The organism is Acinetobacter sp. TGL-Y2, from assembly GCF_001612555.1.
Lineage (GTDB): Bacteria > Pseudomonadota > Gammaproteobacteria > Pseudomonadales > Moraxellaceae > Acinetobacter.
Genome location: NZ_CP015110.1, coordinates 1,158,413 through 1,173,079, shown reverse-complemented (window position 1 = coordinate 1,173,079; position 14,667 = coordinate 1,158,413). Strand labels below are relative to the sequence as shown.

Genomic DNA, 14,667 nt, shown 5'->3' with positions numbered 1-14,667 from the left:
TTGCAGCTATAATAAGAATGGGATTACATTCATTACGCCTGCAAAGTTTGAGGCGAAGGCTGGGCAACATATTTTTAAAAGCGGGGGTATTGTTAATATTCCTCATATTAGCTTACCTATCTTAGAAGATACTAATAAATATAGATTAAGGTTTCACCTTAAAGATGAAGAAGAAAATCCATTTATAAAACATAAATATATTGCATTTACACAAAATGGAAAATCTATAAAAGGAATTACGGATGAATACGGTTACACAGAATTTTTCGATACTATTCAATCAGAAAAAATAGATTTTCATTTATACAAAGACGAACAATTGGACATCGAATAATTATGGCTACTTATTACCCTTATGTTGTCCTAGAAACCAATATCAATCCAAGTCTTTTAGAATATTTAATACAAATTAAAGATACTGTTAGTGGTAAGAATTTGTCTCCATCAATTTATAAAAATAATCGCACCACCCTAAAGAAAATAGGAAATTTATATCAAACTGACTCTATTGAAATTAGTGGATCTAAGATTGGCCTTGAAAAAATTCGAGATTGTGTAATTATTTTTACTCTATATAGAAAAGATTTGAATGGTAAATTAAATACAGTATTAGATCAGATCATTCCCCCGAATAAGATTGAATCGTTTATATCAAAGACACATAGTCAAAATAAGGATATAGCTCACACTAAATATAAAGAAGCTAGTCCTATAACGAAACAAAAAGCAGAGAAATCGACTAATACAGTAACATTGAATTTAAATAGGAACCGTATTTTTCAATGTATCGATGATGGATGTAAACCAGGAGAGCCTAATGATCCTTTTTCTAAAGCCCAAATTGAAGCTGGGCTGCAATCTAGATTAAATGAACCTCTTCCAGATCAAGATATAACCTCACTATGTGGTCCAGCAGCCTACTTTTTTTGTTTAATCAATTTAAGTCCATCTAAATATAAATTAGCAGTAAAACAATTATGGGAAACAGGACAATCAAAAATTGGGGAGCTTGAAATTAAGCCTTCAATAAATGGTTGTAGAAAAGTCCAAAATTTTTATAAAAAATCTAATAGCCAACCTAAAATTCCACCAATTGATTGGATTACGCTTGCAAGTTTACGTGAATCTGAAAATATTGGTCTTAAACTTAATGATCCTTCACAAGAAGTCGCAGGAATTACGACATGGGGAGAAGTCGCTAATTGGTTTAAGAAGTCTGGTTTTAAAGGTGTAAAAAAATATCCTTTTTACCTCAATGGTTACAATCCAAGTTTAATTAGTGAAATCAATCAATATGCTGGTGAAGATTACTATGTAGTTACTTTAATATCGGCAAGTCTTCTAAGTAGTGGAACAAGTTCAGGAACACAAAGTTTTCCTGATCATTGGATTATTTGGACTGATAAATTAAGAGATTCCAAGGGACAAGCTATTACAATTGCTGCAAATCCATATACAACTGAAGTCAGCCTAAAAATGTTTACTTGGGGTGAAGAAAGCCAAAGACTAGGCAAGGGAATTTCTTTATATAATTTTGAAAAAAAAGTATTTTTTGCCATGCTTGTTAAAAAGGAAACATTCTAATGAAAATAAATTTGGTCTTTATTATTTCTATATTTTTATTACTTAATGGCTGTGGTAAAAAATATATTATCATCCCAGATAGTTTACCTGTTGCACATATTAATCAAGCATATCAACAAACTATAAAAATATCTGGAGGAAAAATTATTGATAAAGATCAACCTTTGAAAACAAATATACCTGAAGATTTAGGAATAACTATTCAACCAGCTAATGAAATAGATGGTTATAATATTATTGAAATTAAAGGAACTCCAAAATATAGCGGTACGTTTACGATTCATATTTGGGGTGGATTTTATGGTGGTGGTAATGCAGAAATCAATAAAAAATATACGTTTAAGGTTGAATAATATTAAGCATAATTTAGTATCGTAAATTTAATTTTTCTAGAGTTAACATAATACACCTTATGCGAACTGTGTTATATTTACCTTTTAAATTCAAATAGTTATTTTAAGTTTTATAACCCAAACAGGCTTTGTTGCACAAAGCTGTTCTTAAAGGCATCTTCATCAATATAATTTCTAAATGAATAAGCCAACACCTAAAATCTATCGGACAACCAATTGGTCTTCCTATAATCGAGCCTTAATCAACCGAGGAAATATCTCCATTTGGTTTGATCCTAACACTCAATGGTATGCTCAGCCAAAAGGTAAACAAGGTCGAAATCAAACATATTCCGATACAGCTATTCAATGCTGCTTAATGATCAAATCCTTATTTCGACTCTCTTTACGTATGGTCACAGGCTTTGTCCAAAGCCTCATTAAACTTTGTAGATTAGGCTGGACCGCACCAGATTACTCTACCCTCTGCAGAAGACAAAAGCACATTGATATTGCGGTTAGTTACCAAAAGAGCCGTGATGGACTGCATCTACTTATAGACTCCACTGGCTTAAAGTTTCTAGGTGAAGGTGAATGGAAACGTAAGAAACATCAGCCTGAATACCGTCGCCAATGGCGTAAACTTCATATCGGTATAAATGCTGAAACCCTGCAAATACGTGCTGTTCAGCTCACGACGAACAATGTGAGTGACTCTCAGGTTCTTGGCAACTTGCTTGCTCAAATTCCATTGGATGAGCAGATTGACTCTGTCTATACAGATGGGGCTTATGACACGAAACACTGCCGACAAGTCATTTCAGATCGACAAGCGCATGCTGTGATTCCGCCAAGAAAGAATGCAAAGCCTTGGAAAGACAAACAAGCGAGGTCTATAGAGCGGAATGAGTTATTGAAAACAGTCAAACGGCTAGGAAGAGCCCTTTGGAAAAAATGGTCCGGTTATCATCGTCGAAGTTTGGTAGAAACCAAGATGCATTGCATCAAATTATTGGGAGATAAATTAACGGCAAGGAGTTTCTCTAGTCAGGTGAATGAGATTCATGCACGTGTAGCAGTCTTGAATAAATTCACGGAATTAGGCCGCCCTCATACCCAAATTGTATCTTAAATTTGGATCCTTTGGGATAGCTCTGCCTCTCAAGCATTTGTGCAACAAAGCCGCCCAAACATCACTGTTTGGGCTTTTTTATTGAATCTTACCGTTCTACGGCTATTCTTTAAATACTGTTTAACTGTTTTGTGTAGCCCAGTTTAATCATTTTATAATATTTAAAAGCCCAGCAATCTCTGGGCTTTTTACTTAAAAAGGCTTAACTTTCAATTTTATCGAATTTACGATCTACAAGGCTTAAATTCCCTCGTAAAATATCAGACAACATGCGCCAATCCGAAATGAAGCTATACAGCGGTTGTTTAAAACTGGCAGGTTTATTCTTTTCAAAAACAAAATGACCGATCCATGCACATGCGTAACCAGATACCAGTCCATAAATCAGATATTTGGGTTTACGTTGAATGATGGCTTTACTGAAAAAATAAATCCCAACACTGCTCCCCGCAGCATGTAAACGACGACTCATGATGCTACGGTGTTCAGTTAAATAAAAACGATAAAATTCAGAATAATTTTTAATGGGCAACTGAAACTGCGGTTGTTCAACATTCTGTTGAGGGTCGACATAGGCATTCATGTTGTTTTTATCCTGTTCCTTTTTCCATCACATTAATCCAATTTACGCTTAAAGAAAAGCCTTTAGTGATAAGTGTTTGATGATGAAGTTTTATGGATTATTTGACGAATTTACTATGACTGCCATTTTTGAGTCAGCCGAATCAGTTACAATCCTAATTGCCCAACATATTCGGGCATAGAATGTTGCCTTAAAGCTCAGTCCATTTGGTCTGTTGCCTTAAATATTTGTCTGCGAGACAGATCTTTTTATAGAAAAATATGCGTTTAGGATTAAACAATGATTGAAGTTGAATTAAAGTTTCAGATTCCAGAAAACCGTCGTAATGCCCTCCTGAAAGCTGTTGACCCCAAAAAATCTGAACTCATTCAATTACAAGCAAAATACTACGACACCCAAGAACGCAGCCTTTCTCAACATGGCATTGCTTTACGTCAGCGCCTAGAAGGTACGCGCTGGATTCAAACCCTAAAAGCAGCCGGTCAAAGCCACTTGCATCATTTCGAAGACAATTATGATTTAGGCGAGTTAGCACAAGCGCCTGATTTAGACCTCTCAATTTATGCACAAAAACCTGAAGCAGATGCAATACTCAAAAAAGCACTCGGTGAAAATTTCGCTGCCTTACAACTTCAGTTTGAAACTGATATTCAGCGTACTTTACGCGTAATTGAATTTGAAGAGGCTGAAATTGAAGTCTCTGTCGATATTGGTCAAGTCAAATCTGAGGAAAAATCGCAAGACATTCATGAAGTAGAGTTTGAGCTTAAATCGGGTTCAGTCGAATCTCTTTTGGCCTTTAGTTTTGAATGGGTTAAAAAATATCAGCTTTGGCTTGATGTGCGCAGCAAAGCTGAATTTGGCAATTTATTGGTTCTTGATTTAAAGGTCAGTCCCGCAGTACTGGACAAAGAGATTATTCTGGCCAAAAAAGAAACTGCTGAAAAAAGCATGCGCTTTTTAATTGCCAATCATATGCAACATTTATTGCCCAATATTGCCGCCATATCTGCTCAAGTGTCTGAAAAAGAACATATCGATCAAGCGCACATTGCTTTAGAACATTTGTTTTTAACGCTATCCATTTTCAAAGATTGGACTTCTAAGGGCGTGGATAAATGGGCGAACCAACTTTCGGCATTTAAAAGTCATTTTGAAAATTTAAAGCATTTTGAACACATGCAAAATACGTTGGGCGCACTGTTACAGAACCCCAAAACGGCAGAAAGTTTGAGTAAAGATGTGCTGTATGCTCAAGAGAAATTGAACAACTTAGTCAAATCGACCCAAAACGTTCAGCATTATTTAGAGTTACTAATGTTTAGCTTAGGCACATCAAAGAAAGTGCAAAGTAATGATCTAAAATGGTATGCGCAAAATACCTTACAGAATCAGTATAAAGCCTTACAAGATGCCCTAAATAGCGCAGATCTGGCGGATTTAGAAAGTTTAGAAGCTTTGGCTCTACGCTTAAATGAACTCAAATTTAGCTTCCCCATTTTGACTCAAATTTTTGATGTTAAGAATTTGCAGAAATATGGTAAAGCCTTGAATGATGCGCAGCACGCTGCTGAGCAGTATCAAATTTTGGCGTCATCTTCATCCTATTTACAACAGACGGAATTAGAAGCCAGTGATTGGTTTGCTTTAGGTTGGCTGACTGCCAAGCAAGAAGTGTATGCCGAAAAACTTTTAGAGGCGACGGAACAATTCTTGGTGAGTCGTAAGTTTTTAAAGTAAGTATGCTGCTTTTAAAGTAATCTGCTTTTAAAGTAATCTGCTTTTAAACACAAAATACTTAAATTTAAAATCGAGATACTCATTTTAATCCGCATTGTTTATAGTGCGGATTTTTCCAAGTCATTCAAAATTTAATAACTTATGATTTCCACGTTTGCATGGCCATTTTCACCACTTGTTCAAGTTGCAAAATAGATGCACCATCTCGTGCTTGCATAGACATGCCCTGTAATAAAGTACTGTAAAAATCAGCCAGACTCTGCACATCGACACCTTGCGGGATTTGTCCCCCTTGTTGAGCCTGATTAAAATAATCCTTTAATTTTCGCTTGGTCACATGACGCCTACTCATCAGTTGGTGTTGAAGTTCTACATTTTGTTCTGAACAATTCATGGTCGCGACCACCAACATACATCCTGTCGGTTTATGGTTTTGAATGAGCTTTTTGACATTTTCCAATAAGTACAATTCCAATGCAGTTTGAATATCTTCTGCATCTTGAAAGACATGATCTATAGAACAACCCTCATATTCAGAATAATAATCTAAACACTTTTCAAAAAGTGCAGCTTTCCCGCCAAAGGTACTGTACAGGCTTGGAGCTGTTATTCCTAAAGCTTGAGTCAGATCACTAATTGAGGTCGCTTCATAGCCATATTGCCAGAATAACAATGTCGCTTTTTCTAAAGCTTGCTGCTCATTAAAGCATTTGGGTCTTCCTCGCCGTTTTGTAATTTGCGTAGGTTGTGAAGTTTCCTCAGGTGCATCTACTTGATTTTTTAGTTTTTCAATTTCTCGCATAAACAAGCCATATAATTTTATAACGATCACTACTAAATTAATTGACGCTGAAGGATTAATCAAATACTTTAATTTCATAACAATCACTATGAAATTAATAATAGGATCTCAACGCATGAATTCTCCCGATGCCCCTCATCAAGTTAATTTAAATGTCACGTCATCGCAAGGTAACTGGCTGGCGATACTCACGGTATCCATTACCGCATTTGCTTTGGTCACCAGTGAGTTTTTGCCCATAGGCGTACTTAACGCGATTGCTCAAGAATTAGATGTCACAGTAGGTTCAGCTGGTTTAATGATTACTTTGCCAGGGATCATGGGTGCTTTTGCTGCACCTTTGGTTTCGGTATGGGCTAAACAACTGGATCGTCGTTATTTACTTATCGGTCTCACTGCAATTATGGTCATTGCGAACTATATGACCAGCGTGGTGCAGAGCTTTGAATGGCTTTTGTTTAGCCGTTTCTTCTTAGGGATAGCCATTGGTGGATTTTGGGCGACTGCGATTGCGCTGAGCGGTCGCGTTGCTCCGCCTCATTTACCTATCGCCAAAGCAACTGCCATAGTAATGGCGGGCGTTACATTGGCTACAGTGTTGGGTGTTCCTATTGGCACATGGTTAAGTGAGCTATATGGATGGCGTAGTGCATTCTTAATCACCGCGATCATTGGTGCTGTGATTTTGGTTTTAGAATGTATTTTCTTACCTAAACTGCCACCTAGTTCGGCAATACAATATCGCGATTTGCCTGCACTATTTATCAATCCCAAAGCACGCAAGGGTCTAGTCATTATTCTATTGATGGGCTTGGCGCATTTTTCAACTTACAGTTATCTTGCACCCTTTTTTAAAAATGTCGCAGGATTCGATGGCTCCACCATTAGCGCCCTCTTACTTATTTATGGTATTTCAGGGTTTTTGGGAAATGCATTTGCAGGTTTTAGCAGTAATATCAATGTGCGTTATACGCTTGCTGGTATTGGTGTCTGTTTTGCTATTGTATTTATGAGTTTCCCTTATTTTGCTGTGCATTTATTTGGGGCTTATCTGCTTACCGCACTGTGGGGTTTTGCATTTGGCGCATTCCCAACATCTGCAAACATTTGGATGTTTGTGCACGCACCTGAGTCTGTTGAAAAAGGAATGCCCTTATTTGTAGGTATGTTTCAGATCATGATTGCTACTGGCGCGTTATTTGGTGGATATATCGTGGACCATTTCAGTGCCAACAGCCTCCTTTATAGTGTGCTCATCTTTATCGGTTTTGCCTTAATTTCTGTATTTACGTATAGCAGAGGTTTAAATAATCCTAAAATTCAATGTCCGAATACTTAATCAGGTGGGATAATCAACATCTTAATTAAGCATGTTCTACATGTTGACCAATGAATCTAGCTTCATTTTTTAATGAAGCTATCACATCAAAACATCATTAAAACTGTTACTTTTTAATAATGCATTAAAATCAAGGATTTCATCTGCAAATTCAATTGCGTAATTTGCATGTGAAATCATAAAAATCGTGCTCACCTGTTCACGAATCATCGGCATTAATTTGAGACTTGTTAACTCATCTAAAGCTGCTGTAGGCTCATCTAAAATAAGTAATTGTGGTTTTTTTAGCAGCGCACGAATAATACTGATTCTTTGTTTTTCACCGCCTGAGAAGCTTTTGTAAATATCTTGGATATCACTATCTAAACCAATATTGTTTTTATCAAGGAGTTTTATTAAATCAAATCTCTCCAACCATGACATTAACTCATCATCATTGATATCGAGCATGCTGTTGTGCACTAAATTCTGCCTTAATGTTCCTGAATACACGATTGGTGTTTGGCTTACGAAAGCGATTTCTTTAAATATATGTGATGAAAAATGATCACTGATATCAATATTTTTATAACAAAGTTGTCCTTTTTCTATTTGTTGTAAGCCCATAAGATAATTGATAAAACTGGTTTTACCAATCCCTGTTCGACCCACAGCCACATAGAATTTACCCGCTTCAATTTTAAAATTAAAGCTTTTTAAGCTGGTCTTACCTAAAATCAATTCAGCATTTTGAAAATGATAAAATACATTGGAGTAACGAGTGGAGTGTTGAGTAAACTCATCCTTTTCATATTCAAAATAATCATTGAATTTGCTTAGTGCAATAAAATCACCACGCAATCGAATAATGCTTTGCGACATCATCATCAACGGCATGGTTAGACTAATAATATAGCTGCTAATGAGTACAAAATCACCGGAAGTAAAGCGATGCTGTTGGAATAAATACACCGATAAAGCCATAAACACAAACAGGAAAAACCCAACAAAGGCGACTTGATACAACATAAATATAGTGATTTTACTGTAGGTATTTTTTGATTGTGTGATGTAATGATTGATTCTTTTTTCAAAAGCATTTAATTCAAAGGCCGTTGCACCGTTCACTTTAATGTCATAGCTACTTTGTACTTTTTCAATAATAAATTGATTCAATTGATTCCGTGATTCATACATGGCTGTAAAAAAGTCTTTTGTCTTAAAAGTGATCAACAAAGATAATAGTACTGTGCAAATCGAAAAACTTAAAAAGTACAATCCATAGCTAAAATCAATATTATTTGAAAGAACCCAAACCATACCAACGATTTGAAAAATAACAGGCATAATAATAAAAAAAACGGTATAAAGGATTTGACCAAATGCAGCCGACCCGCGCAATAAATTGGTATTAAATACACCTGCATCTTGTTTTTTTTGAACGTCGTATTTTAATTTAAAGTAATTTCTCATTCCTTCAAAAATAAGAGAGGAGTCTAATCTCCTTAACAAGAACGAACTAATTAACCCATCCACTTGGTTAATGATTTGATTGATCAGCCAACCGCATGCATAAGCTAAAGCCAATAAATAAAGTAGATCAATGCTGAAAAAATCTCTAAAAAAATATTCCTTATTTCCAACTTGAGATTGATCAACCAATAACTTTAATAGATATGGTAAACCAATACTCAAAAGTGTTGTCACTAACAAACAAACACTAATCACCAATAAATAGGGTTCTGGATGGGGATAAAACTTTTTTGAAATCTTCCAAACTTTAATAAATGTACGAATTTTTTGATCAGTCATTAAGGCTTATTCACATTTTTTAGATATCATAAATGTGATGGATTGTTCATTTAAAGAATGATCTTGTAATCAAATATACAATCAAGCTATCTATTCTTGCCAAACACCCGCCACGTATTATTGTCCGCCAATGGGTCGCTATAACTGTCATTACGCTGCTTACGCGGTTTATCTCGTGCATCCACCAGTTCAAAATGAGATTCTGTACTGAGCACAATACCATTCACATAAAAACGTGTACGGCTGTAATCACTTTGACCATGCTGAAATACATAGGTTCTTAAATCGACAAATTCACGATGCACCACCAACGCCGCTGTGTCATCTGTATCTAACCAACGCGACATAGCCATCACCTGTTCAGGTTCAAATTGCCCACATTTTTCAACGAGACTGGCGATCCCTCGAAAAGTCTTAGATTCTTTTGCTCGTGTTTTATTGATTCGAATACGATCAACATGAAAATAAAAGAGCGGTAGATTTAAATGGCTGGGTAAATGAATCGCATCAGGAACGTCATCTTCCATGAACGGTTGAAACAAATCTTGCGCCCTTTCGATCAAACCTATCCACTGCCGATAATAGTCATCCACTTGCTGTTTACTGCCATAATAAATAGGCAGACCTTCAACATTGGCAAGATTCACAGGTGGCCAGATATTTTGACGAAGTAGTGCAATATCACTTTTAAGACTTTGAACTGCAATAGCATCCTGCATGGCGATCACCGATAAGGTTAAATTAGCTTAGGCTATTTTTAGGTTAAGGCAAAGGTTTAGTTTATGCAAGGCTTTGCCTATAATAGCGCATTAGATATTTAAGCTAGGAACAGTTCATGGTTCAAAAAATTGAAGCAACTGATGTAACCGAAGAAGAAGCGTTAAATGCGGCTTTCTTTGAGCGTGCTGATGATTTTATTAAACAAGCCAATGAATTTTGCCGTATTGAAAAAGGTTCAACGGTGAAACCTGCTGAAATTCGCGGTCAAGTCAGTGCTGCGATGTTGTTTGGTACAGCACGATTTAACACATGGGTTGCAGCCAATGGTTTTAAAGATGGCAATGAAATGCGCGACGCAAAAGAGCAAGTCATGTCGTATGTGATGCAACAGTTTCAAATGATGCTTGAAGATAATTACGACGAATATTGTGAGCAGTTTGAAAACTATCTTCGCTTCCGTCATAACGAAGAATTCCATGCCAATAAGCATGAGCACAAACCGACATCTTAAAATTTGTGTGGTGCTGTATCGAGCAGTCTTCATTCTAAAAAGCCCAAGTGGGCTTTTTTTATGCTTTCTATTTCCTTCATAATTTTGGACAAAAATATAATTCAAAATAGCGGTTTTTTGTCGTATTTTTAAAATTCAGGATGACTCAAAAAAGGAACAAGAATGAAGCAGCTAGATTTTGCATTGATCGATGCGCATATCCATCAGTGGGATCCATATAACACTCCGCACGCTGCAGCAACAGCAGTCAAACTATTCGGCAAACATCCTTATCTACTGGATAAAATCGTGCGCTTGGCCAAACCTAAAGACCTAATTGATACATTGGGCCTGACGAGCCATATTACTGCGCCCTATTTACCTCAAGATTATCAAAAAGATCTGGGGCATTACAGGGCTGCGCAAGTGGTGCATGTCGAAGCCAGCTGGAAAAATCAATCCGCCAAAGGTGTGGTGGCAGAAACTAAATTTATTGAGTCACTTCCCTTTGACACTCATGGTTTAAGTCTGGGTGGTATTGTGGCTGCTGCCGATCCACGAGACAGCAATTTTAAGAAAATATTAAAAATGCATCACAAGGCATCGCCTCACTTTCGAGGCATACGTAAAATGGCGGCCTTTCATGAGGATTTAGCGATTCATGCATGGACAGATGAAGCGCATTTATATACCCATAAAAAATTCCTAAAAGGCTTTGAAGCCTTGGCCCAGTATAATTTGAGTTTTGATGCATGGGTGTATTCTACCCAGCTGTACGATGTAATCAGCCTTGCCAAACAGTTCCCGGAAACCTCTATTGTGCTGGATCATTTTGGTACGCCAGCAGGGTTGTTTGGGAAAGTTGGTAAGCATACAGGACTGACTCAAACGGCAAGAGACAACATAATGTTCCGCTGGCAAGAAGACATGGCTGAACTGGCACTATGCCCCAATGTTTATACCAAAATGTCAGGTTTGTTTATGCCTGTGCTGGGTCATCAATTTCACACCCACAAACAATTGGCAACCAAGCAAGAAATTCTAGATCAAGTTTTCCCCTTAATCAATCATGTGTTGCAAAGCTTTGGACCATATCGGGTCATGTTCGCGTCCAACTTCCCCATGGATCGGGTCAGCACGTCATTGGTCAATCTCATCGATGCTTTTAGTGATGCAGTGGCAGCTTACCACCCTGATGCGGTTGAGCAAGTATTTCATCACACAGCCAAACAGTTTTATCGCTTATAAGAAATTCTAGATAATAAAAAACCCACCTAGAGTGAGTTTTTTATTTGATTCAGTTTAGCTGTTATTTTTAAGTTTGATTTTAACAATCTTATTTTTGAGCTTCACTGTTTTGAGCAGCATTGTCACTAGCATACTGATCTGCCATGACTTCGACCAAATGATTCAACTTGATGTATTTTTTAATCACAGCACCCACATCTGATTTCGTCAATTTGGCAAATTCTTGATCGCGTACAGCACGACTTTGCATGTTTTTACCCCGTTCAAGTTGACTATTTAACATGCCATGAATACGGCGCTCATCTTCAAGTATGGTCACACGCTGTTTCATGATATTGGCTTTGGCTGCTTCAAGCTCTTGCTCTGTCACGCCATGGCTGAGCAGATCATTCAACACTTTATGTACCACTTGTGATACTTGCGTCGACTTGCCTGCCGTGTAATTCGCACTGATCATGAGTGCGCCCACATCACTATAAGCATCTAGATTCAAGTCACTTCCAAAACCATAGACCAAAGCATTTTTCTCACGTAGCTCCATGGCTAAACGCGAAGATAACTGTGAATCTCCTAAAATATAGCTAAACACAATCAGTGCAGCAGCATCAGGATGATCGGCTCCCACAGGAAGCGTGAGCAATCCCTGATAATTACCAAACTCGCGCTGTTCTGCTAAAGCATGAACTTTTTGAGCGGGATAGTCTTTATGACTTGAACTTAAGCGCGCGTAACTTTGTTTGACTTTCCATGTAGTCATATTTTTATTTAAATATTTCAATACCGCATTGGCATCAAACTGACCAGTAATGGCAATCTGTGCATGATCCGTACTGAAAAATTCTTGATACAACTGTTTAACTTGCTCAACCGTTGCCGCTTGCATTTGTTTCTTGGCAAGCTCAGGCTCAAAGTGATAGCGCAAATCTCCCGGCTGATAGGTTTCAATCAAACGTGATATGGTCAATGCCGCCACAGTTTCAGGTTCAGTATAAGGACGATTTAAGCTGGACAAACTTTGCGATTTAATCAGATCAAATTGGCTTTGCTCAAATTTCGGATTTTTCATCACTTCAATAATATATTTGAAGAAGTCTTCAAAATGTTCATTTTTGGCTGTGATCTGAATGGTCATGCCATTTTCAGATGCACTTGCCACTGCTCGACCACCCGCTTCAATCGATTTATCCGCAATGTCTTGTAAGCTGTATTGATCAGATGCACGTAACAGCAAATAGGCAGTCAACTCAATAATTTCAGCTTTATTAAACAACGATTCTGCGGTACCAAAATTGACAGAAATTGTGGCATAGGTTTTATCATCACGCGTTGTCGTCGGGAATAGCGCATATTGCATACCATTTTTGAGTTTACCGCGTTGAATCTTTTGTTCAGTCACCTCCAAATAGCTTTTCGAGGCTTTCACAAACTGCGCAACTTCAGCCTGATATACAGATACATCTTTGAGTGGCTCAGCTTCAGCTTGGGTTTGATCTAAGGTCTGGGCTTGTTCGGTGTCTAACTTTTGCTGTTGCGCTTTTTTTTGATCCTCAGGGGTAGGTTTGATATCCCCTGAAATACGATGCTGGGGGATCAAAAATTGACTCAATACTTGATTCACTTCATCTACAGATAACTTTTGCACATCTGCTTGGTCTTTAAAATACTGCGTCCAGTCACCGTTTGATGACACCACATACTCACTGAGCATTTCACCGACAGCAGAGGCATTCGACATCATGCTTTCTTGACTATTACGAATTAAATTTTTAATGCGTTTTAGTTCTGTGTCATTAAAATTTTGTTTTTTCTCAATACTTGAAATGAGGGTATTACCCACCTCTTTGGCATCATGATTCGGTGCATAGATTGCACCCATAAACACCAAATTAAAATCTTGTGCTAACCATGTGGTCGATTGCACTTGCGTCGCCGTACCAGTTTCCACCACGTCTTTGTATAGATGTCCACTCGGTTGCATGGTGAATAAATACGGAGACAAGACCAATGCCTTTTGTCTTTTTTGATCTTTACCGTTTAAATAAATATTATATTTGGCTAAATCACTGCCTTTTTTCACCACAAACTGACGATCTACCATTTTAGTAGAATCGAGTATTGGTACTTTGACTTGCGCTGGAATACTACGTGCAGGAATCGGGCTGAAATTTTTATCAATCGCACTTAACACATCCGCCTTGTTGAACTTACCTGCGACGACCATGACCGCATTGTTTGGCGCATACCAAGAACGATAGAACTGATTCAGCTCATTCATCTTAATCGACTGAAGTTCGTTTAAATCCCCAATCGGTAAACGACCTAAATACTGATTGCCATAGGCAGATTTCCACATCTGATCCATCAATACCGAAAAGGGTTGATCCATGCGCACTTCACGTTCACGCATTACAATCGAGATTTCTGAAGGAACAAATTTTTCTTGTAAGACCAATTTATCCATACGCTCAGCTTCGAGATACACCATTTCATCTAAAGCATTTTTCTCAGGACGAATCACACTGGTGTACTTGGTTGAGTAATAATCTGTGCTGGCATTACTCATGAGGGTATGTTGATCTAAACGGCGCTGAAATTCTTCGCCTTTGACATTTTGAGTGCCTTTAAATGCCAAATGCTCTAACAAATGTGCCAAACCACCCTTACCCTTCGGATCATTTAAAGCACCAGTTAAATACACCATATTCATAAAGATTTTACTTTCTTTATCGTTGGGTGCCAAAATAACGCGAAGACCATTGTCTAATTTATATTCTTCAATATTTTGTTCTGTTTTGACCAAAACAGCTTGCGCCATGGCGCCTGAGCTAATACCCAGCATTAACAGCGAAAGACTCAGTGTTTTAAACCGCATTAACATACAATGTCCAATAATGTAAAAATCAAGA

Annotated in this window: 12 protein-coding genes; 7 read left to right on the top strand and 5 right to left on the bottom strand. The window is 37.5% G+C overall.

The genetic code is table 11. The features are described from left to right. Positions 1 to 336 precede the first annotated feature (336 nt). From AMD27_RS05440 to AMD27_RS05430, 3 genes are all read left to right on the top strand, one after another. On the top strand, positions 337 to 1,584 hold the full coding sequence (locus AMD27_RS05440) for a hypothetical protein (RefSeq protein WP_067657402.1): 1,248 nt from the start codon (positions 337 to 339) through the stop codon (positions 1,582 to 1,584). Beyond that, a complete protein-coding gene (locus AMD27_RS05435) occupies positions 1,584 to 1,937 on the top strand; it encodes a hypothetical protein (protein ID WP_067657399.1) in 354 nt (117 codons plus the stop codon). Before AMD27_RS05440 ends, AMD27_RS05435 begins: the two co-directional genes overlap by 1 nt. A gap of 178 nt (positions 1,938 to 2,115) precedes the next feature. Continuing rightward, the gene (locus tag AMD27_RS05430; protein WP_067657395.1) at positions 2,116 to 3,048 is read left to right on the top strand and encodes an IS5 family transposase; all 933 of its coding nucleotides are present in this window, start codon (positions 2,116 to 2,118) and stop codon (positions 3,046 to 3,048) included. A 202-nt stretch (positions 3,049 to 3,250) separates the two neighbouring features. Here AMD27_RS05430 and AMD27_RS05425 read toward each other — a convergent pair whose 3' ends face one another. After that, positions 3,251 to 3,631, bottom strand: coding sequence for a DUF962 domain-containing protein (locus AMD27_RS05425; protein ID WP_067657392.1), 381 nt, complete (start codon positions 3,629 to 3,631; stop codon positions 3,251 to 3,253). A gap of 279 nt (positions 3,632 to 3,910) precedes the next feature. Between AMD27_RS05425 and AMD27_RS05420 the strand changes: the two genes are divergently transcribed. Next, positions 3,911 to 5,371, top strand: coding sequence for a CYTH domain-containing protein (locus AMD27_RS05420; protein WP_067657389.1), 1,461 nt, complete (start codon positions 3,911 to 3,913; stop codon positions 5,369 to 5,371). Positions 5,372 to 5,510: 139 nt separating this feature from the next. Here AMD27_RS05420 and AMD27_RS05415 read toward each other — a convergent pair whose 3' ends face one another. Beyond that, entirely contained in the window at positions 5,511 to 6,173 is a 663-nt protein-coding gene (locus tag AMD27_RS05415; protein WP_067662794.1) for a TetR/AcrR family transcriptional regulator, read from the bottom strand. Positions 6,174 to 6,288: 115 nt separating this feature from the next. On the opposite strand from AMD27_RS05415, the gene AMD27_RS05410 reads away from it, so the two are divergent. Next, positions 6,289 to 7,512, top strand: coding sequence for an MFS transporter (locus tag AMD27_RS05410; RefSeq protein ID WP_067657386.1), 1,224 nt, complete (start codon positions 6,289 to 6,291; stop codon positions 7,510 to 7,512). Positions 7,513 to 7,593: 81 nt separating this feature from the next. On the opposite strand, the gene AMD27_RS05405 is transcribed toward AMD27_RS05410, so the two are convergent. Then, positions 7,594 to 9,303, bottom strand: coding sequence for an ATP-binding cassette domain-containing protein (locus AMD27_RS05405; protein WP_067657384.1), 1,710 nt, complete (start codon positions 9,301 to 9,303; stop codon positions 7,594 to 7,596). A gap of 86 nt (positions 9,304 to 9,389) precedes the next feature. Further along, positions 9,390 to 10,022, bottom strand: coding sequence for a hypothetical protein (locus tag AMD27_RS05400; protein ID WP_067657382.1), 633 nt, complete (start codon positions 10,020 to 10,022; stop codon positions 9,390 to 9,392). 116 nt (positions 10,023 to 10,138) lie between these two features. Here AMD27_RS05400 and AMD27_RS05395 point away from each other — a divergent pair, with 116 nt between their 5' ends. Together AMD27_RS05395 and AMD27_RS05390 are read left to right on the top strand one after the other, a co-directional pair. Further along, complete coding sequence (locus AMD27_RS05395; protein ID WP_067657379.1) at positions 10,139 to 10,534, top strand: DUF3144 domain-containing protein; 396 nt, start codon at positions 10,139 to 10,141, stop codon at positions 10,532 to 10,534. Positions 10,535 to 10,696: 162 nt separating this feature from the next. Next, complete coding sequence (locus AMD27_RS05390) at positions 10,697 to 11,761, top strand: amidohydrolase family protein (RefSeq protein WP_067657376.1); 1,065 nt, start codon at positions 10,697 to 10,699, stop codon at positions 11,759 to 11,761. Positions 11,762 to 11,849: 88 nt separating this feature from the next. On the opposite strand, the gene AMD27_RS05385 is transcribed toward AMD27_RS05390, so the two are convergent. Next, entirely contained in the window at positions 11,850 to 14,639 is a 2,790-nt protein-coding gene (locus tag AMD27_RS05385) for a M16 family metallopeptidase (protein ID WP_067657373.1), read from the bottom strand. Between the last annotated feature and the right edge of the window lie 28 nt (positions 14,640 to 14,667).